General features: G+C 45.6%; 16 protein-coding genes. 4 read left to right on the plus strand and 12 right to left on the minus strand.

All coding sequences use genetic code 11. From position 1 onward, the window contains the following. Positions 1–33: 33 nt before the first annotated feature. A complete protein-coding gene (fdhF, locus tag P8596_RS18990) occupies positions 34–2,979 on the plus strand; it encodes a formate dehydrogenase subunit alpha (protein WP_224522157.1) in 2,946 nt (981 codons plus the stop codon). After that, positions 2,972–3,460, plus strand: coding sequence for a helical membrane plugin domain-containing protein (locus tag P8596_RS18995; RefSeq protein WP_034765705.1), 489 nt, complete (start codon positions 2,972–2,974; stop codon positions 3,458–3,460). Before fdhF ends, P8596_RS18995 begins: the two co-directional genes overlap by 8 nt. A 66-nt stretch (positions 3,461–3,526) precedes the next feature. On the opposite strand, the gene motS is transcribed toward P8596_RS18995, so the two are convergent. The 4 genes from motS to P8596_RS19015 form a co-directional block, all read right to left on the minus strand. After that, positions 3,527–4,249, minus strand: coding sequence for a flagellar motor protein MotS (gene motS / locus P8596_RS19000; protein WP_224522156.1), 723 nt, complete (start codon positions 4,247–4,249; stop codon positions 3,527–3,529). Next, the gene (motP, locus tag P8596_RS19005) at positions 4,239–5,054 is read right to left on the minus strand and encodes a flagellar motor protein MotP (protein WP_224522155.1); all 816 of its coding nucleotides are present in this window, start codon (positions 5,052–5,054) and stop codon (positions 4,239–4,241) included. The genes motS and motP overlap by 11 nt, the downstream gene beginning before the upstream one ends. A 59-nt stretch (positions 5,055–5,113) precedes the next feature. Then, positions 5,114–6,112: a catabolite control protein A gene (ccpA, locus tag P8596_RS19010; RefSeq protein WP_224522154.1), complete on the minus strand. Its 999-nt coding sequence runs from the start codon at positions 6,110–6,112 to the stop codon at positions 5,114–5,116. A gap of 455 nt (positions 6,113–6,567) precedes the next feature. Continuing rightward, a complete protein-coding gene (locus P8596_RS19015; protein WP_034765697.1) occupies positions 6,568–7,644 on the minus strand; it encodes a bifunctional 3-deoxy-7-phosphoheptulonate synthase/chorismate mutase in 1,077 nt (358 codons plus the stop codon). A 205-nt stretch (positions 7,645–7,849) separates the two neighbouring features. Here P8596_RS19015 and P8596_RS19020 point away from each other — a divergent pair, with 205 nt between their 5' ends. Beyond that, complete coding sequence (locus tag P8596_RS19020) at positions 7,850–10,009, plus strand: cell division FtsA domain-containing protein (RefSeq protein WP_224522153.1); 2,160 nt, start codon at positions 7,850–7,852, stop codon at positions 10,007–10,009. Between the two features lie 46 nt (positions 10,010–10,055). On the opposite strand, the gene P8596_RS19025 is transcribed toward P8596_RS19020, so the two are convergent. From P8596_RS19025 to P8596_RS19040, 4 genes are all read right to left on the minus strand, one after another. Next, positions 10,056–10,610 carry a YtxH domain-containing protein gene (locus P8596_RS19025; protein ID WP_079532882.1) on the minus strand — a complete coding sequence of 185 codons (555 nt, stop codon included), beginning with the start codon at positions 10,608–10,610 and terminating at the stop codon, positions 10,056–10,058. Between the two features lie 453 nt (positions 10,611–11,063). After that, on the minus strand, positions 11,064–11,378 hold the full coding sequence (gene ytxJ / locus P8596_RS19030) for a bacillithiol system redox-active protein YtxJ (RefSeq protein WP_034765690.1): 315 nt from the start codon (positions 11,376–11,378) through the stop codon (positions 11,064–11,066). A gap of 122 nt (positions 11,379–11,500) precedes the next feature. Then, positions 11,501–11,989 (minus strand): YtxH domain-containing protein, encoded by a 489-nt coding sequence (locus tag P8596_RS19035; protein WP_224522152.1) that lies wholly within the window; start codon positions 11,987–11,989, stop codon positions 11,501–11,503. 16 nt (positions 11,990–12,005) lie between these two features. After that, positions 12,006–12,527, minus strand: coding sequence for a DUF948 domain-containing protein (locus tag P8596_RS19040; RefSeq protein WP_034765684.1), 522 nt, complete (start codon positions 12,525–12,527; stop codon positions 12,006–12,008). 200 nt (positions 12,528–12,727) lie between these two features. On the opposite strand from P8596_RS19040, the gene P8596_RS19045 reads away from it, so the two are divergent. Further along, a complete protein-coding gene (locus tag P8596_RS19045; RefSeq protein WP_061811459.1) occupies positions 12,728–13,843 on the plus strand; it encodes an aminopeptidase in 1,116 nt (371 codons plus the stop codon). An 86-nt stretch (positions 13,844–13,929) separates the two neighbouring features. Here P8596_RS19045 and murC read toward each other — a convergent pair whose 3' ends face one another. From murC to P8596_RS19065, 4 genes are all read right to left on the minus strand, one after another. Further along, complete coding sequence (murC, locus tag P8596_RS19050; RefSeq protein WP_224522150.1) at positions 13,930–15,249, minus strand: UDP-N-acetylmuramate--L-alanine ligase; 1,320 nt, start codon at positions 15,247–15,249, stop codon at positions 13,930–13,932. A 159-nt stretch (positions 15,250–15,408) separates the two neighbouring features. Next, positions 15,409–16,065 carry a hypothetical protein gene (locus P8596_RS19055; RefSeq protein WP_224522149.1) on the minus strand — a complete coding sequence of 219 codons (657 nt, stop codon included), beginning with the start codon at positions 16,063–16,065 and terminating at the stop codon, positions 15,409–15,411. Between the two features lie 8 nt (positions 16,066–16,073). Then, positions 16,074–17,177: a nicotinate phosphoribosyltransferase gene (locus tag P8596_RS19060; protein ID WP_079532871.1), complete on the minus strand. Its 1,104-nt coding sequence runs from the start codon at positions 17,175–17,177 to the stop codon at positions 16,074–16,076. Between the two features lie 112 nt (positions 17,178–17,289). Then, positions 17,290–20,097 carry a DNA translocase FtsK gene (locus P8596_RS19065; RefSeq protein ID WP_481900303.1) on the minus strand — a complete coding sequence of 936 codons (2,808 nt, stop codon included), beginning with the start codon at positions 20,095–20,097 and terminating at the stop codon, positions 17,290–17,292. Positions 20,098–20,126 lie beyond the last annotated feature (29 nt).

Raw genomic sequence — 20,126 nt, forward strand, 5'->3', positions numbered from 1 at the left:
CACGTAAATCGATCAAGAGGGGGAGTTTTTTTAATGGAAGGAAAGGTAACCGTATTCATCAATGGCATTCAATATGAGGCAGAACCAGGTATGTCTGTCCTTGAATTTCTTAATCTGAATAAGGTGGAAATTCCACAGGTTTGTTATCAGGAAAGTCTCGGTGCCATCGAAACCTGTGATACATGCATTGTCTCCATTAATGGGGAATTAAGGAGAGCCTGTGGGACACCGCTTCAGGAAGCAATGGATATTCAGACGGAGCTTTCCCATGTGAAAGAGGCCAGATTCAAAGCGATGGACACCATTCTCGAAAACCACGAGCTATACTGTACGGTCTGTGAGAAAAACAATGGGGACTGCACCCTTCATAATACAGTGGCTATGATGGGGCTCGAACATCAAATGAAACCGTTTGAACCGAAGCCTTATGAGAAAGATTTCTCCGGTCAGTTCTATCGGTATGATCCGGATCAATGCATCCTATGCGGTAAATGCGTGGAAGCTTGCCAGGATATCCAGGTCAACGAAACACTGTCCATTGACTGGGAACGTAAAAATCCCCGTGTCATTTGGGATCAGGATGTTCCGATCGATCAGTCCTCCTGTGTCAGCTGCGGCCAATGCGTGACGGTATGTCCATGTAATGCCCTCATGGAAAACGATATGCTCGGAAAAGCGGGTTATATGACGGGCTATAATACGAGCCTCTTGAGATCGATGATAGATATCACGAAAAATGTGGAAACAGGCTACGGCCCCCTTTTCGCCGTTTCTGATTCAGAAGCCCAGATGAGGGATGATCAAATCAAGAAAACCAAAACCGTATGTACGTATTGCGGCGTAGGCTGCAGCTTCAATGTGTGGACAAAAGGAAGGGATATTTTAAAGATGTCGCCTACAGAAGAAGCGCCGGCTAATGGGATCGCCTCCTGTGTGAAAGGAAAATTTGGGTACGGCCATGTGAACAGCGACAAACGTCTCACCCGTCCGTTGATCCGCGAGGGTGATCATTTCAAAGAAGTCGAATGGGAAGAAGCCCTCCAGTATGTGGCAGAGAAATTCAAGGAAATCAAAGAAAAGAATGGACCGGACGCACTCGGATTCATCGCTTCATCCAAGGCCACCAATGAAGAGTCCTATCTCCTGCAGAAGTTAGCCAGGCAGGTCATAGGAACGAATAACGTGGATAATTGTTCACGCTATTGTCAGTCTCCCGCAACCAAAGGGTTATTCAGGACCGTCGGATACGGAGGAGATGCAGGTTCTATGAAGGATATCGAGCATGCCGACCTGGTCATGCTTGTCGGGACAAACACAGCAGATGCCCATCCTGTGCTCGCTTCCAAAATCAAACGTTCCCACAAACTCTTTGGACAAAAATTGATTGTGGCTGACTTACGAAAGCATGAAATGGCCCAGAGAGCCGATCTTTTCCTACATCCAAATCCAGGGACCGATCTCGTATGGCTATCTGCCCTATCCAAATTCATCATTGATCAAGGTTGGCATGATAAAGAGTTCATCGATGAAAAGGTGAATGATTTCGATGAGTTTTATCAAAGTCTTGCTCCTTTCACAATGGAATATGCCGAGGAAAAAACGGGTATTTCCCAGGAACATCTCAAAGCCGTCGCAGAGAATATCCACCGGGCAGGTTCAACGGTCATTTGCTGGGCAATGGGTGTTACCCAGCATCAAATCGGGTCCGATACATCCACTGCCATCTCCAACCTCCTGCTGGTGACAGGAAACTATGGAAAACCCGGGGCAGGCGCTTACCCTCTCCGTGGTCATAACAACGTCCAGGGAGCCAGCGACTTCGGTAGCATGCCCAATACCTTCCCCGGCTACCAGAGTGTTGAAGATGAAGAAATCCGTGCAAAATTCGAAAAGGCCTGGAATGCAGAGCTTCCTAAAGATATCGGTATGAACAACCATGAAATGGTGGAGGAAATCCATGAAGGAAACCTGAAAGGATTGTATGTCACCGGTGAGGATATGGGAATCGTCGACTCTAACATCAATTACGTGACAGACGCATTTGAGAAGCTTGAGTTCTTCGTCGTCCAGGATCTGTTCCTTACAAAGACCGCCGAATATGCCGACGTGGTGCTTCCTGCCGTACCAAGTGTCGAAAAGGAAGGAACCTTCACGAATACAGAACGACGCATTCAGCGTATTTACCAAGCACTCGAGCCATTGGGGGAAGCAAGACCCGACTGGGAGATTTATTCAGGTATAGCTGAAAAACTCGGATTTAGCTGGGGTTATCAATCTCCGGCAGACATCATGGATGAAGCCGCTTCACTCACTCCATTGATTGCAGGGGTTTCCTACGACAGATTGGAAGGATTCAACAGTCTGCAATGGCCTGTGCAGGAGGATGGGACGGATACACCTCTCCTTTACACGGACGGATTCCATTTCGATGACGGAAAAGCCCGATTCTATCCGCTCCAATATGAATACAATTATCCTGCACAAAAAGGATACGATTATCATGTGAATAACGGTCGGGTTCTTGAACATTTCCATGAAGGAAATATGACCTCCCATACGAGAGGCATCCGAAACAAAGTTCCCGAACCATTCTTTGAAGTATCTGAGAAAATGGCTAAGGAACTTGACATCGAAGAAGGGGCCCTCATCAAGCTTTCCAATGATAATGGTGAGAGCACCGGCAGGGTCCATGTAACGAAGGAAGTGTTCGAGAAGGAATTGTTTATCACCTTAAACAGTGACGGTAAAAATGCGGTGAACTATTTGACGAGCAGCAATGTGGATAAAGACACGGATACACCTGCTTATAAAGAGGTTCCTGCCAAAGTAGAAGTCCTCGAGAAAAAAGGGAAATCGCCCATTCCCCATAATAATCATCGCTGGGCAACACGCAATCCGCAAATGGGACCTGAAGTAGAAAGAAAATGGGATCGAAAAGATTACGTCTTCCCGGGAAGTGAGGTTGATACGAATGGCTAAATCCATTGATAAGATTATTCCTCTCGAGATTCCGAAAGAAAAAATTCAGGAGCAGAACTTAAATGAATTGATAGAAGCACTGGCTGACAATAAAGATTCCCTTTTAAAGGTCATCGGAATCATTAAGCACATGGATGAAAATCGAAACCTGGATACAATCAGCGCCATGGTAAACCATCAGGAGGACATCCTGTATAACTTCTCAAAAGAAGCCAATAAAGATCAGAACGCGGCGATCCTTAATAACCTGGCCCGTATGACTGAATTACTGGGGAGTTTGAATCTGGAAGGGATTGAAACATTGAGTGTCCGGAATACGCGAAATCTGAATATAGGAAAAGAAAGGCCGCCGACCAAGAGAACCGGGATTTTCGGACTGTTCCGCGCCTTAGGGGACCCGGCCGTTCAGCGTACGATTACAATCATCATCTATATTTTAAGAGGAATCGGTAAAAACCGGGTGAAAAACGACAAGAAATAATCTATACAAAAAAACAGGCTTCCGACCTTTAAAGGTGGAAGCCTGTTTTCTTTTTTTCCTGTACGTCTATTGTTCCTCATACGCTGGATCTGTGATGATCACTTCGACCCGCCTGTTTTTCTGAAGGTTCTCCACTTTATCATTAGGTGCGACCGGACGCGTATCCCCGTATCCGACGGCGATGAATCGCTTCGGATCGAGATCTTCGGTTGTGATCAAGTAACGCACCACACTGCTCGCCCTTGCCGACGAGAGCTCCCAGTTTGACGGGAAACGATATGTATTGATCGGGCGGTTATCTGTATGCCCCTCCACCTTTACAAAGTTCGGGATTTCGGATAACAGCACGCCGACCTTGTCCAAAAACGGATAGGCATCCGGAAGGACTGTCGCTTCACCTGAAGCAAACAGTGCTTGTTCCTGAAGGACCAGCACGACTCCCCGCTCAGACCTGGTCGCCACCACGACATCAGTCAATTTGTTTTCGCTCAAATAGCTCTGAATATCGGCCAGTAACGAATTCAGGTCCTGTTCCGCTTCTCTGCCTTCACCAGATTTCACTTCTGGTTCTGCCGACGGTTGATCAAAAGGGATGACAGAAGGATAGAATTCGAGAATCTGCCGCTGCTGAAAGGAATCCGCGATGGTCCTGAATTTCACAATATCGATCTGTGACATCGAGAATAATAGAATAAAGAATACAAGAATAAGAGTAATGAGATCAGAAAACGTAACCATCCATTTTGGAGCCCCCGGAGGCTGAGATGCCGGTCTTCGCCTACGCTTCATCTGATGCTGCCCCTTCTTGTTTCCTGTCTGTATACATCTGTAATTCCTCGTTGGATAAGAACACTCTTAATTTTTCTTCCAATATTTTCGGATTTTGACCAGATTGTACCCCGATGACACCTTCGATCACGATTTGTTTCATAAACACTTCTTTCTCTGTTTTCATCGCAAGCTTGGAGGCCATTGGCAGGAAAACGAGATTCGCAAGCAGGGATCCATACAGGGTCGTAAGTAAAGCGATCGCCATATTGGGACCAAGTGAAGCAGGATCGTTTAAATTCTTTAACATCAGGACGAGACCGATCAGCGTACCGATCATCCCCCATGCAGGGGCATATTCCCCTGCCTTATCCAATAAACTCTTATTTTTACGGTGCCGCTCTTCTAACGCAATGATTTCAGCATTCATGATATCTACGATCACATCCTGCTCGATTCCATCGACTGCGAGCAGGACCCCTTTTCGGATAAAGGGATCCTCGACCGCTTCCACTTCTGCCTCAAGTGAGAGGAGACCTTCCCGCCTCGCCTTTTCTGACAGGATCACAAACGTCCGGATCAAGTCATGAAGATCATATTCTACATCCCTGAAGGATTCTCTCATCACTTTCCCCAGCTGTTTCAATTCCCTGATCGAAAAGCTGACCAGCATGGCTGCGATCAATCCGCCGATCACCACGAAGATGGATGGAAGGTCGATGAAGGAACTGAATCCGGTCACTCCCGCATTCGAAATGATCGCGAATGCAACGAATAGAAACCCTACTACAACCCCGATTGGTGTAAGAACATCAAGCTTTTTCATTTTGACTCTCCCTACAAAATAAGTTCTGTTTGTCTTTATCCTTTATATCGACAAACTCCTTACTTTGTTGAGTTACGGTGTTCAAGTCGATGAGGAAGAACAACCGTTGATTCTTCAACCGTTTCCTTGTTCATGTATTTCGTCAATAAACGCATCGCCACTGCACCGATATCGTATAAAGGTTGAACGACGGACGTCAGCTGAGGTCTGACCATCAGGGCAAGTCGTGTGTTATCAAAGCTGATGACTTCCACTTCTTCCGGGATGGACACGTTCTGATCCTGAGCACCATGGACGACACCAAGGGCCGTTTCATCATTCCCGACGAAGATGGCTGTCGGCTTGTCCGATAGCTCAGAGAACTTCTGCCATGCTTCAAGTCCCGAATCATACGTGTATTCACCTTCTACAACCAGGTCATCACTGTATTCGACGCCTGCCTTGGCAAGTGCTTCCCTGTATCCTTCAAGTTTGAACTTCATGTTGATCGTATCGTGGAAAGGACCGCTTACAAAGCCGATGCGCTTGTGGCCCTTCTCAAGGAGGTCAGAAACCGCGTCAAAGGACGCCGCCTTATAATCAATGTTCACGGACGGAACCTTGTTCGTTTCTTCAACGGCACCAGCCAATACGATTGGAACCGGAGAACGTTCGAATTCCTGCACATGCTCTTCTGAAATATGGCCGCCTAGGAACAGGATGCCATCCACTTGCTTCCCAAGCATCGTATTCAATAAATGAAGTTCCTTCTCAGTATTCTGATCCGAGTTACTTAAGATGATATTGTATTTATACATTGTGGCGATATCTTCTATCCCACGTGCGAGTTCTGCATAGAAAATATTTGAGATATCAGGGATGATGACCCCTACCGTCGTCGTTTTCTTGCTCGCAAGCCCTCTTGCTACAGCATTCGGACGGTAGCCGAGTCGATCGATGACCTCTAATACCTTCTTCCTTGTTGCGGGTTTGACATTCGGATTTCCGTTAACCACTCGTGAAACCGTCGCCATACTTACATTTGCTTCTCTTGCTACATCATATATTGTCACGTTCATAGCTTACACTCCTTTACTCTTCTACTCATTTACCTTATTCTACACCAAATAAACCTAAAGAAAAAAGCGATTACAATAGTTTGTTAAAAAATGCACATATTTATGTTCACATTAGTGTTATATAGGTTATTTATCTGCAATTATGTAGATAATCATACGATAGTCTTGATATTACTGCAATGACCACCTTTTCATTTGTGCAAAAAGATTATTATAGCATATTGAGGAGGAGTACGGTCGGTTTATTTTTGATGTGGTGAAATAGGTAAAAATGGGATTTCGCTGATATATTTTTGATTTCGCTGATAAAACGGGATTTTCGCTGATATATCTAAAATATCGCTGATAAAATACGAATTCCGCTGATATCCTTATCGTCCTTCCATACAATGCTCTGCTTTCCAAAACTAAAAAAGGGCTGAATCCCCGTTGAAAAGGATTCAGCCCTTCATTTATTATACTTCTATCGTTCTGCCCTTCAATACTTCCTTGTAGAAATGATCGAATTGGTCAAGGTCCATTTGCTGAGCGGAGTCAGATAAGGCAACGGCAGGATCGGGATGAACCTCAGCCATGACGCCATCTGCGCCGATGGCAAGTGCCGCTTTCGCTGTTGGAAGCAACAGATCTCTGCGTCCGGTTGAGTGCGTTACATCCACGAATACCGGTAGATGCGTCTCCTGCTTAAGAATTGGTACAGCTGAAATGTCGAGTGTGTTTCTAGTTGCTTTCTCGTACGTACGGATTCCACGCTCACAAAGGATGATGTCACCGTTCCCTTGAGAGATGATGTATTCAGCAGCATTGATGAATTCATCGATCGTTGCGGCTAAACCACGTTTAAGCAATACCGGCTTTTTAACGGCACCGGCTGCTTTTAATAATTCGAAGTTTTGCATATTTCTTGCACCGATTTGAATCACATCAATGTATTCCACCGCATGTTCGATATCAGCAGGATTCACGATTTCACTGACGACAGCCAAATCATATTCATCCGCCACTTTTTTAAGGATTTTCAAGCCTTCAATCCCCAGACCCTGGAAGTCATAAGGCGACGTTCTTGGTTTGAACGCACCGCCACGGAGCATTTTCAATCCTTTTGCTTTGACGGCTTTGGCGACTTCTGCCACTTGCTCGTATGATTCAACGGCACATGGACCGAAGACGAAATGAGGCTTTCCATCTCCAATGGCTTCTCCATTGATATTGACGATCGTGTCTTCCGGTTTCTTTTTACGGGAAACCAGCAGGGCTTTCCGGTGATCGTCCTTCTGTAGTTCCAGACCGGCTTTGAAGATTTCTTTAAAAATATGTTCAATGGTCGAATGTTCGAATGGACCATCATTATTTTCTTTAATCAGATCAAGCATTCCTCGTTCACGAACAGGATCATAGCGGTATACTCCTTGAGTCTCCTTGACACGACCGATTTCTTGAACTAGTTTAGCACGTTCATTAATGGTGTCTAATAGTTTTAAGTTCATCTCGTCTACTTGTTTACGTAATTGATCGAGCTCTTGATTACTCACAATACAGCACCCTTTCTTTTTTTATCCTGTTCATACGTAAAAACTGTTATAGTTTTAAGAAAGTATGATACATTTTTGATATTGAAACTTATTATAATAGAACACATCGAAAATGTCACGATAAAATTCTTTATTAATTAGACGCTTTTAAGCGCTAAAGTATTTTAGTATTGTATGAGACTAGGCTAAAGCGGGTGAATACGAATTGAAAAAAAAGCAAAAAATCTTTGCATTGGACATCGGAACACGATCGGTTGTCGGGATCATTTTAGAAGAAATAAACGGAATATTTCAAGTTTCCGATATATTAATAGAAGAACATAAGAAACGGGCCATGCTCGATGGACAGATTCATGATGTCCCAGCTGTTTCTGAGGTCATCTCCTCCATCAAGGGACAATTGGAAAAGAAACACGGTCCCCTTTACAAAGTATGTGTGGCAGCTGCAGGGCGTGCCCTGAAAACCGAAACGGCCCTATCAACGTCAACGATCAAGGGAAAACCCCTCCTTCAGAAAAACGATGTCCTTCATCTGGAATTGAGCGCCGTTCAGCAGGCACAGGCAGCAGCTGCAGAAAACGAGAACGATTCGAAGGGCTATCATTATTATTGCGTTGGGTACTCCGTCCTTTTTTACCGGTTGGATGGCGAGGAGATCGGCAGCCTGATTGACCAGCAGGGGGATGAAGCAAGCGTCGAAATCATCGCAACCTTCCTCCCCCGTGTCGTCGTGGACTCCCTGATTGCGGCACTGACACGATCCGGGCTCGAGATGGAAGCCCTGACGCTTGAGCCCATCGCTGCCATCAACGTGCTTATTCCTGAATCAATGCGCCGGCTGAACGTTGCCTTGGTTGATATCGGGGCGGGAACATCGGATATCGCCATCACCAATATGGGCACGGTCATCGCCTATGGGATGGTGCCGACAGCTGGGGATGAAATAACTGAAGCGATCAGTAATGAATTATTGCTCGATTTCCCATTGGCCGAGCAGGCGAAAAGGGATCTGCAGTCTTCAGAAGAGATCACGGTGACCGATATCCTCGGGTTCGAAACGAGTTTCACGTCCCATGAAGTGGTAGAGAAGATCTCCCCTTCTGTGAACCGGCTGGCAGGCGAGATTTCAAGTGAAATCCTGCGCCTGAATAACGGAAAGCCTCCACAGGCCGTCATGCTCGTAGGGGGAGGAAGCCTGACACCCGGACTTCCGGTACAACTGGCTTCATCCCTGGAGCTGCCTGCCAACCGGGTGGCCGTAAGAGGCGTGGACGCGATTCAGAGCGTGACTGTATCAGATGAAGTGACAAAGGGACCTGAACTTGTCACGCCTATTGGGATTGCCATTGCAGCGAAGCTGGCCCCGGTCCAATATGTCACGGCGTATGTAAACGACCAGCCTGTCCGCTTATTCGAAGTCAAGGATCTGACAATAGGCGACTGCCTCCTTGCAGCGGGATTAAAATTAACCAAGTGGCATGGTACACCAGGGAATGGTTTCTTTGTCAATGTGAACGGACAGGATATCAAGTTACCCGGTGGTCACGGAGAGCCTCCCCTCATCGAAAAAAATGGCCTCCAGTGTGCACTGGATGAAAAAATTCAGAATCATGACCGGATTTCGGTTCAGAAAGGGGAAGACGGATCATCCCCTCAGGTGACGATCGGAGAACTTGTGGATTCCTCTTCGTCAAAACAGATTGTCATAGACGGGAACCCGCATCTTCTCTCCCCTCTCGTCTTCAGGAATAATCAAGTTGCACGAATGGAAGACAGGATTTGTGATCGTGATGCCATTAGGATTGAATTAATTGATACCCTCCAGGATCTGTTGACCCATTTTGGCTACAACGAATGGATGGAGGGTACCAAGCCTTATCGAATCACTATCAACGGGGTGGATACCTTCTTCCCGGCCTATTCCGGAAAATTATTGATCAATGGGATCGAGGCTAAACACTCATCTAAAGTCAAGAATGGGGATGTCATCTCATACAAACCCGGTGTCACTCCAACGGTGAATGAACTGCTTGCCAAGAAACAGTTTACCGTAGCAAAAGCCATCACGATCATGTTTAACGGACAGGAATTGCATCTTCGGAAAGAAAGCAGCATCATCACCCGGAATGACATCAAGCTCGCCATGGAAGATCGTTTATTCTCCGGTGATAGCATCCTGATTGAAGAACAACACGCGGGTTCATTTATCTTTCAGGACTTATTTAATGCAGTGGAAATCAACATGCCCCCTCATTCGAACGGAAGCTTTGTCCTTTTGAAAAATGGAGTCGAAACCACTTTTTACGAAGAAATCGAGCAGGGTGACGAACTGGAAATCATCTGGCCCCAAGCCTCCCGCAGATAAATCTCAGACAACAAAAAAACTGGCGATTACGCCAGTTTTTTTATTATTATGATCCAACTTGTCCCGGAATGCTGCTTGTACGGTTCGTTGGATGAATCGACTGATCTTCCGATGTGGAAGTAGAGCTTGTCGCAGGCTGAGATGGTGTGGATTCACCTGTCACTTCTTCTCCCGCTTCCTTCACTTTGCTGCCGATATCCTTTAATTCTTCTGCGGCTTCTTTCGTCGTGGCAATCATTTCAGTAGAATCATCTTTGATTTGACTGACTTGATCCACCACATCGTCATTCACCTTTTCGTACAGGTTCTGCGCGTCGTTGATGGCTTCTTTTAACACATTGGACGCTGTTTTCAAGCGATCCTGCCAGTCATTCACCACTCCTGAAGGATTCTCTCTCACTTTGGCAACCATCCCCATTGTAGAGTCCTTCATGTCAGATGTTCTTGATGTCACATTTTTCCTCGTTGTTTTATCCAGCATGGCAAGGGCTCCACCTACGACGGCTCCCATCACCATTCCTTTTACTAATTTGCCGCTCCTTTTTCCGTTCACTTTCGCATTATTTCTTGTCCCAGTTTCATAAGGTACAGGCTGTGTCATAAATCGTTCCTCCATTTATTTGTTTTTTAGTCTTATAAGTTACCTTCCCTGTGAGCGGATAAATAAACGTTAAGGAGGGATTTACCAAATATTATCAACTTTTGACCTTTGTTGCTTATGAAGGAGCGAGTAGTGGTTGATTTCCGCTGCAGGTGCTCGCTTTCCGCGGGGCTGGCGGTGAGCCTCCTCGGCTGCGCCTGCGGGGTCTCACCTGTCCAGCGTTTCCCGCAGGAGTCGAGCACCTTCCGCTTCAATCAACTTACTAGGCATGTGTTTAACTGTATAGATAAATGAAAATCCTCCCCCCCTACTATTGTCTGCAATGGGGGAAGGAAATTAATAAATACTTTTTCCCTGATTGATATAATCCACCCTGGTTGACGGTTGGTTGAGTAGATCATTATCACGAATATCACGAAAAAAAGGACCCTGATTGAGTCAGGGTCCTTTCTCTTATAGTTTGTCCAGTTCGCTTTCGGTGATTTTCCAGTGGGAGGCATTCCAGCCTGGTTTGCCTTCTATGAAGAGGAAGGCTTGGGGTGATTCGTGGCGGATGCCGTATTTTTCAGCGATATGCTGGGACAGTTCCCTTGATTCCTGGACGGCCAGATAGTAGCCATCTTCTTCTTCATGCTTGTTCAAAAATGCCTGGTATTCAGTAAAGGCATTCGAGCTTACAGGGCAAGTGAGACTGTGTTTCATAAAGAAGAAACGCGGATTTGTCTCGGAAAGTTGTTCAAACTCCTGAACGGTATCGATCTTTTTCATCTGTTCCATACTTCCTTTCACAATTGTAATGGTTCCTTAGCCAAAGCGATTTATAAACCTTTTCATTTCAACAAAAAAACGGTGAAGTCATCATATCACTTCACCGCCCTTTGAATCAATGATTATTGATTGTATGTTTTTTCAGTTTCGTCAAAAGCTTTCTTTGTTTCTTCAAGCTTCTGATTCACATCTTCCGTTTCATCAGCAGGTGTCGTTCCCACTGCCGAAACAGCTTGAAGCTCATCATTGGTTTCTTGCAGTTCGTTATTATTGGAGCGGTATGTTTTCAGCTTCCCAACCACATTGTTGGACTGTTCTTGTACGGATTTTGTAAGGGCAGAAGATTTTTCTTTTGCCACTGCTGCAAGCTCATTGCTCTTCTCTACAGCCGTGTCTTTCCATTGTCCTGTCTTTTCCTTAAGGACAACGGTTTTCTCATTGATATCATTTCGAAGGTCTTTACCTGATTTCGGGGCCATTAGAAGGGCTGCTGCCGCTCCCACGATTCCCCCGATCAGTGTCCCGATCATGAAATCCTTTGAGTTGATGTTGTTGCTGTCATTTGTCTGGTTTTGGTTCTGGTTTTGATTTTGATTGTACTGTTGAGTCATGTAAAAATTCCCCTCTCTAATTGTTATAAGATCTTGCTCTTTTAACTAATTTTTCTCGAGATCGAACTTCCTTGGATGCTTGGTTTGGAACAGCTACATCAGCAACATCAGGTTGTGTTGGCTGTTTTTCCTGTTTTTGTTTCCATTTGTCCTTTAACTCAATAAATGCATTACCCCATTGAACCACCTGTGAGATCTTGCCCTGGTTGCGCTCCAGTTCAGTTGAAATGGATGTACTTACCTTCTTCACCGAGTTATTAAGGTTCTGGATGGAATGCCCTACATCTCTTACCGCATAAACAACCGTGTTCAGATCCTCAGACTTCTTCTGGATATCCTCAGCCAATAAATTTGTTTTATGTAGTAATTCTGTAGACTCTCTTGTTACTCCTTGAAGCTGGCTCTCAAGTCCGGTCATTGTCGTTGAGACACTGTCCAATGTAGAGCCCAGGGACTTCAAAGTCTTCATCAAACTCATAACCAAAATGAAAAATGCAACTGCTATGACAGCTACGCTTAGATAAAGAATGATTTCCATATGCCACACCTCCATGTATAGAAACTCTTTACCCTTATGATGAACAAATAAACATTATACTAGTATTTCTTCATCCCAAACCAATTTCCTGCATGAAAAATAAATATTTTTTCTTGTGTTAGCATTTCACATTTTGGTCGAGTCATGCCAACGCATTTTAGGGTACAATAAAAAAGACTACATATAAGGGGGAAAAAGAAATGAAAGATCCACGCATTGAAAAGCTGGCAAAAAATTTAATTCAATATTCTGTGCAATTACAGCCTGGAGAAAAAGTGCTGATCGAAAACTTCGGATTACAGCGTGAACTGGTGACGGCTCTCGTGAAAGAAGCATATGCAGCCGGAGGACATCCTTTCGTATCCATCAAAGATCACGCAGTCGACCGCGCATTATTAATGGGAGCACAGGAAGAGCAATATGATATGATCGCAAGCTTTGAAGCGAATGTCATGGAGCAGATGGATGCGTATATCGGTTTACGTGCAGGCGATAACATCAGCGAACAGTCCGATGTGCCTGACGAAAAAATGAAGATCCACGGCAATACAATCGGGAAGAAAGTACATAGAGAAATCCGAGTCCCTAAGAAGAAGTGGGTCGTGCTCCGCTACCCGACGGCATCGATGGCACAGCTCGCCAATATGAGTACAGAAGGCTTCGAAGACTTCTACTTCGACGTCTGCAACCTGGACTACAGCAAAATGGACAAAGCGATGGATAACCTCGTTGAACTCATGAACAACACAGATAAAGTCCGCCTTGTTGGTGAAGGGACGGACCTTTCTTTCTCCATCAAGGACATTCCTGCTGTGAAATGTGCGGGACGCCTGAATATTCCGGATGGCGAGGTGTACAGTGCACCTGTGAAGGATTCCGTGAACGGCGTGATTTCCTACAATACGCCATCTCCTTATAATGGATTTACGTTTGAAAACGTCAAATTGACATTCAAAGAAGGAAAGATTGTCGAAGCCACTGCGAATGATACAGACCGTATCAACAAAATCTTTGATACGGATGAAGGGGCACGATATGTCGGGGAATTCGCCATCGGCGTGAACCCATTCATCCAACATCCGATGCAGGACATCCTCTTTGACGAGAAGATCGACGGCAGCTTCCACTTCACACCAGGGGAATGCTACGAAGAGGCATATAACGGAAACCACTCGAACATCCACTGGGATATGGTGATGATCCAGCGTCCTGAATATGGCGGCGGCGAAATCTATTTCGATGATGTATTGATTCGAAAAGATGGTAGGTTTGTCATCGAAGAGCTTGAAGTGTTGAATCCGGAGAATTTGAAGTAAGAAGTTTGAAGCCGCCGTCATTACTGACGGTGACTTTTTTATCAAACCACAAAAAAACCGGCTCCCATAAGAGCCGGTTTTATCTATTATTTCTCTTCTTTCAATTGTTCCCCAAGCTTCTGTTCATACGCCTGCTGGAACTTTTGTACGTCTCCCGCCCCCATGAAAATCAGTACGGCGTTTTCATGTTTGAGTAGTGCGGTCGTATCTTGTTCGTCTATGATTTCGCATCCTTCGATCTTACTTTCAAGATCGTGGATGGAAAGTTTTCCGTGGTTTTCCCGTGCGGAACCGAAGATTTCACATAAGTACACTTTGTCCGCAAGACTCAAGGTTTCGGCAAACTCGGTCAGGAAAGTCTGCGTACGTGTAAATGTGTGAGGCTGGAAGACAGCGATGATCTCTTTTTCAGGATATTTCTGTCTTGCCGAATCAACGGTTGCCTTGATTTCAGTCGGATGATGAGCATAGTCATCGATCAGGATCTGTGAGCCCACTTCTTTTTCAGAGAAACGGCGCTTGACTCCTTTAAATGTGCTTAATCGTTCTTGAACGATGGCCGTATCAAGCTCTTCATAATGACAAATGGCAATGACGGATAAGGCGTTCATGATGTTATGGTCACCGAATGTCGGGATTTTGAATGCAGCATAAAATTCATTACGCACAAACACATCGAATGATGTACCCGTTCTGTCCCGTGTTACGTTTCTCGCCTGGAAGTCGTTTTCCTCGGCGAAACCGTAAAACACCACCGGTACCTGTGCCTGGATTTTTTGTAACTGCTCGTCATCCCCGCATGCAATGATTCCTTTTTTCACCTGCATGGCCATCTCCTGGAAAGCAGAGAAGACGTCATCCACATTGGCAAAGTAGTCGGGATGATCGAAATCAATGTTCGTCATGATGGCATAGTCAGGGAAATAAGACAGGAAGTGTCGTCTGTACTCACATGCTTCGAATACAAAGTAATTCGCATCCACTTCGCCTTTACCGGTTCCATCCCCGATCAGGAAGGAAGTCGGCTTTGCGCCACTGATGACATGGGCCAGTAAACCGGTTGTCGACGTTTTCCCATGAGCGCCCGTTACTGCAACACTTGTGAATTCCTGCATGAAATCGCCAAGGAATTTATGATATCTGGTGACAGGCAGTCCTTGTTCAACGGCCGCTTGTATTTCTTCATGGGTGTCAGGGAAAGCATTCCCTGCGATCACATGCATATCCCCTCCAATGTTTTCTTTTTGGAAAGGTAGTATTTTTATATTTGATTCATCCAGAGCCTTCTGAGTAAAGAAATACTTATCTACGTCAGATCCTTGGACCTCGTAGTCCATATCATGGAGTATTTGGGCTAATGCACTCATGCCCGACCCCTTTATTCCTACGAAATGATATATCGTCATAATAGAACCTCCAACAATCGTCTATCTAAAAGCATTATATGAAATCTATATTTATTTTGCCATCGGTCTTTAGCTTTCGATATGTGAGTTTAGAAAAAAGCGTACTTTCTTCAACTTGAAATATTATATCATTTTTTGAAATCCCTGACCATGCAGAAGCTACGAAAGACTGGGCAGAATGAAATTTGGCGCTTCTTCCTTTAAGAACGTCCTCCATAATACCCCAGTTTTTTGATTCATTTGACTATAGTGTGTTTGCAGATTTGCTATTACGTCCATTGATTTCACGGGAAAAACAGGACCTAAGATCCACTGATGAACGACCAGCGGGACTTTCCTCACGAAATAGACCTGTCCTTCAGATATTTCCTTTTCTATCCAATCAGGGTTCATTTTAACAATCACTTCTTCTCCCTGAATGATCGTTTGGCAGCGTACGGTCCGTCCTTCTGTCCCTTTGACTATGACGGGTTCCCAGGCAGCCGTCAATACAACGGCTCCAAGGAGTTTGGTTGATTCCTGAAGGGGATGTGACTGCAGAAACTGAAAGAATAAGGTTTGCCCCTTGATCGTTTTATAATCAAATAGAAACCATTCTTGAAACAATTTCTCGGCTCGAGCCTCTATCCGGGCCTCATCGTGTTGAAGGAACCGTTTAGAGAAAATCATTTTAGCCCGTACTTTTTCCCTTATATTCGTTTCCTTCAAAGCGTACTCATACGCTCTCCGGTAGAGGTCCTCAATATGATCCTCGGCGATTTGCTGTTTTTTCTGCCTGAACCGCTCAAGATCTAGCGTGCTTTCCTGCTCTTGCATGTTCTCACCTATTCGAATTCTACTTTTTCCAGACGGGGGTTCGGGCGAAGCTTCCTTCCTGCCTTCGCTTCCGGGGAACCGTCGATGACGACGTTGTCCCCAGTGAATCCTACATGGATCTTCAGAAGACTGCTTCCGACTCCGTACATATCGACTGGAACTTGATTTTCCTCAAACTGGCGTATGCGGTCTTCGTTAAAACCGCCCGACACAACAATCTTGACATGGTGGTACCCTTCTTCGTCCAAAGCATCTCTCAATGCATTGATGAGCTGCATATTGACCCCGCGGGGATCAAAGGTTCCAAGCACATGCTGATTACGAAGAAAGTATTTATCGATCATCATTCTTGATGTATCTACCCTTACCCCTTTTAATTCCTGGCCAAACTCTCTCGCGACCTTCAATGAGTCCGTAATGACATCATTATTGTAATCGACCAGGGTGATGAGCTCATCTTCGGGGAATGTTTCCTTGTACGCTTTCGTTGCCTCTACGATATCCCCATTGAATAATTGAATGAGGGCATGAGGCATGGTTCCCATCCCTTTTTTTCCCCACCATTCATTCATGGCGTGGGTCGCCTGGGCGGTAGACCCTCCTATGAAGGCTGCATAACCGTCTCCCGCCTGTTGGGTAAAATGATCGTCACGGTCTCCCATAAAGATCACGGGCTTCTGTTTCCCCGATAAGGAAGCAGCTTTCATCACATTGTAAACGCTCGTCGCAACGGACGTCCTTCTCGCAAGAATGCCGTCGATGATGCCTTCTAAATATCCAAAGTCCTGATAGCGGCCCTTGATGGTCAGTACGGTTTCAAACGGAGAGATCTGGTCTCCATCCTTTAAGGAGTGGATCTCAAGATTCTGCGGGTTATCAGCGAATGTATGGAGAAGGGCGATGACTTCGTCCGTTCCGCAAATCACGGCATGTGTCTTTTGAAAGAATTGCATGGTGATGACTGCATCCGGTTTATGTTTCTTCGCAATTTCCTTCGTCTTTAAAAAATACACAGCTGAAAACCAGCCATCCTTGATTCTTTCATCAAACTTGAATGTATGATTGGTCAACCTGTTGAGTTTTCCTTGAAGTTTCAATTCTATTTCTTTCATCACTAGTGCTCCTTATGGCTCTTCCTACACAAAAAGAATAGGTATTCTGTTTACATTCGTCCTTGTTGGACAGATATAAACAGAATACCATGTATTAAATATTTGTACTAGTCTATGCGAGTGTCTCCAATTCACTTTCGGAAATGAGGACATCCCTTGGTTTACTGCCTCTGGACTCGGAAATGATTCCATTACTCTCCATCATTTCCATCAATCTTGCGGCACGGTTATAACCGATTCTGAATCGGCGCTGCAGACTTGAGGCCGATGCTCCGCCCTGATCGACGACAAACTCACATGCCTCTAAAAACAAGTCGTCCTCTTCCTCGGTGACCTGCGCTTTCTTAATCAATTCATCCTGCTGGAAGAGATAATCCGGTTCCCGTTGTTCCCTGACATGGCGGATGATGTCATCGATTTCGTCATCGGATACGAACGTACCCTGCAAACGCACCGGTTTGGATGAGCCATTCTCAAGAAACAGCATATCCCCTTTACCGAGCAGGCGCTCTGCCCCGCTCCCATCGATGATCGTCCTTGAGTCGACGCTTGAAGAAACGGAAAATGCGACCCTTGTCGGTACATTCGCCTTTATCAAGCCTGTGATGACGTCAACTGAAGGACGCTGAGTGGCAATGATCAAGTGAATTCCGCAGGCACGTGCCTTTTGGGCGATACGGCAAATGGCTTCTTCCACATCTGCCGGCGACATCATCATCAAATCCGCGAGCTCATCGATGACAATGACGAGGTAAGGAAGCATATCGCTGTATTGTTTATTCCGCTTGGCGAGTTCGTTGAAACGCTTGATATCCCTTACCCCTGTGTGGGCAAATAATTCGTATCGTCTTTCCATCTCCTCCACGGCCCATTTAAGGGCGGCGGTCGCTGCTTTCACATCCGTGATCACCGGGCTCACCAAGTGAGGGATCCGGTTATACGGTGCAAGCTCGACCATCTTAGGGTCAATGAGAAGCATCTTCAATTCATCCGGAGATGACTTATACAAAAGACTGACGAGAATCGAATTGATACATACACTTTTTCCCGAACCGGTCGCACCGGCGATGAGACCATGGGGCATCTTGCTCAGATCCGTCACGATGGGCTGACCGGAAATATCCAGTCCGAGGGCCGCGGTCAATGGTGAAGACGGCTCCTGGAAGGCAGGACTCGCAATGACTTCACTGATGCATACCGGGCGGCTCTCCCTGTTCGGCACCTCGATCCCGATGGTGTGTTTACCCGGAATCGGCGCTTCCATCCGGATATCCTTAGCTGCCAGGCTCAGCTTTATGTCGTCTGTCAGATTCGTAATCTTATTGACCTTCACCCCTGGTTCAGGCTGCACTTCAAAACGTGTGACCGACGGCCCCTGGGTGACATTCACCACTTTTGCCCTGACGTTGAAATTATGCAGGGTCTCATCAAGTAAAAGTCTTTGAGAATCCAGCCACTCTTCGCTCATTTCCTTTGATACGGGCGGCGTCAAATAATCCACTTTCGGGAAGACGTAGTCTCTTGTCCGTTTCGATGAAGAGCTCAATTCACTGTAGCTCTTTACCGCTTCTTCTCCTTGGACCTGAGTCTGTTGAGGCGCTTTTTCCTGATGAGGCGGCTTTTCTTCACGTCGCACGTCTTCAGCGGATTCTTCAACACGAGCCTCTTGAACGGGAGGTGCCGTTTGTTCAGTGATCCTCTGTCTGTCCACGGAAGGGGAACCTTCCGTACGTGCGGACGATCTGCGAGTATCCATCTGGCGCTTATCTTGTTTAAGCATCAGCACGTTAAAAGGAAGATGCGATCTCTTCCGCCTTTCCGGTTCCTTCTTGATCGGTTCTGAAGATACGGCCGCTTCTGGTTCTTCGTCGACGGGACTTTCTTCAACAAGAGACTCTTCTTCCATGACAGGCTTTTCATCAATAGCCGGTCCTTCTTCTTCTGCCGTTTCAACGACTGCTGTTTCTTGGTGCAATTGAGGTGTCTCGCCGGCAGCTTCCTGTACAGGTTCGACTGTTTCCGCTGCTTCGAATCGGAGGGACGGACCTGACTCTTGAACCGTATCACGTTGTCCTGCCATATCGGTTTCTTCTTTAACCGGCTCAGGTTCATTTATTAGTGAAATACGCTCATGTGATGACGTGGGAATGACTGTTACTCCGTCGTCTTCTTGTTCAGTTTCAATTATTCGATCCGGTTGTTTCTCTTCTGACTTTATCTTCTCAGCGTGAGCAGGATGTTCTACAGGTTGGAAGGTTTCTTTTATTTCTTCCGTATGTGACTGAACACGGGCTTCAGCCTCTGGCTCCTTGGCAATGGCAGATTCTTTTTCTCCGGAAGGAAGGGATTCCTCTACGATCGATAGAGCTTTTGGATTGATGACTGCTTCTTTTCTCTCTTCTTCATTATGTAAAAACTTATTCAGCTCATATTCGACACTTTCTTCTTTCTTAACCGGTCTCCCTCTAAAACCATAGATGGGTGACGGAATCTCGGTTGGCGTAAACGGCCGGCTGTTTCCTTTTTCCACCTTTGTCGCTTTCTTTGTCTTGATGGGAGTGGACTGGTTCTCTTCTTTCCATTTCCGGTTGCCCGAAGATTGGTTTCGGCTTTTCGTCTGCCTATGCTCCTGCTCTTTAGGTTTTTCCCTTTCTCTATCTCTTTCTTGATTCCTTTGTGTTCTCCGTGGACGCTCTCTGTTTTCACCGTCTGATATCAGGGGAAATCGGAAATTCCCTTTTGGATATTGATAGGTCATCCTTGCTTCTACATCACGTGAATGATTCGGCCCTGCTATATGTTTACGTTCAGCCTTTGTCGGTTCGAGCTGCTGAACATCGTCGTGGTTTTCATCATGGTACTCTTCAAATTGTTCATCGTTATCTGATAATTTACCAAATATTTTTTTTATCCAGCTCACAAACATCACTCTTTCTTTCATACTTACTA

The organism is Rossellomorea sp. DA94 (assembly GCF_029834455.1).
In the GTDB taxonomy this organism is placed as follows: domain Bacteria; phylum Bacillota; class Bacilli; order Bacillales; family Bacillaceae_B; genus Rossellomorea; species Rossellomorea vietnamensis.

Coding starts and splice junctions, on each gene's coding strand:
- P8596_RS19055 (WP_224522149.1), bottom strand. CDS start 16,065: ATGCAAGAGCAGGAAAGCACGCTAGATCTTGAGCGGTTCAGGCAGAAA.
- P8596_RS19045 (WP_061811459.1), top strand. CDS start 12,728: ATGAAAGATCCACGCATTGAAAAGCTGGCAAAAAATTTAATTCAATAT.
- motP (WP_224522155.1), bottom strand. CDS start 5,054: ATGAAAAAGCTTGATGTTCTTACACCAATCGGGGTTGTAGTAGGGTTT.
- ytxJ (WP_034765690.1), bottom strand. CDS start 11,378: ATGAAAAAGATCGATACCGTTCAGGAGTTTGAACAACTTTCCGAGACA.
- P8596_RS19025 (WP_079532882.1), bottom strand. CDS start 10,610: ATGACACAGCCTGTACCTTATGAAACTGGGACAAGAAATAATGCGAAA.
- murC (WP_224522150.1), bottom strand. CDS start 15,249: ATGACGATATATCATTTCGTAGGAATAAAGGGGTCGGGCATGAGTGCA.
- P8596_RS19040 (WP_034765684.1), bottom strand. CDS start 12,527: ATGGAAATCATTCTTTATCTAAGCGTAGCTGTCATAGCAGTTGCATTT.
- P8596_RS18995 (WP_034765705.1), top strand. CDS start 2,972: ATGGCTAAATCCATTGATAAGATTATTCCTCTCGAGATTCCGAAAGAA.
- motS (WP_224522156.1), bottom strand. CDS start 4,249: ATGAAGCGTAGGCGAAGACCGGCATCTCAGCCTCCGGGGGCTCCAAAA.
- fdhF (WP_224522157.1), top strand. CDS start 34: ATGGAAGGAAAGGTAACCGTATTCATCAATGGCATTCAATATGAGGCA.
- P8596_RS19035 (WP_224522152.1), bottom strand. CDS start 11,989: ATGACTCAACAGTACAATCAAAATCAAAACCAGAACCAAAACCAGACA.
- ccpA (WP_224522154.1), bottom strand. CDS start 6,112: ATGAACGTGACAATATATGATGTAGCAAGAGAAGCAAATGTAAGTATG.
- P8596_RS19060 (WP_079532871.1), bottom strand. CDS start 17,177: ATGAAAGAAATAGAATTGAAACTTCAAGGAAAACTCAACAGGTTGACC.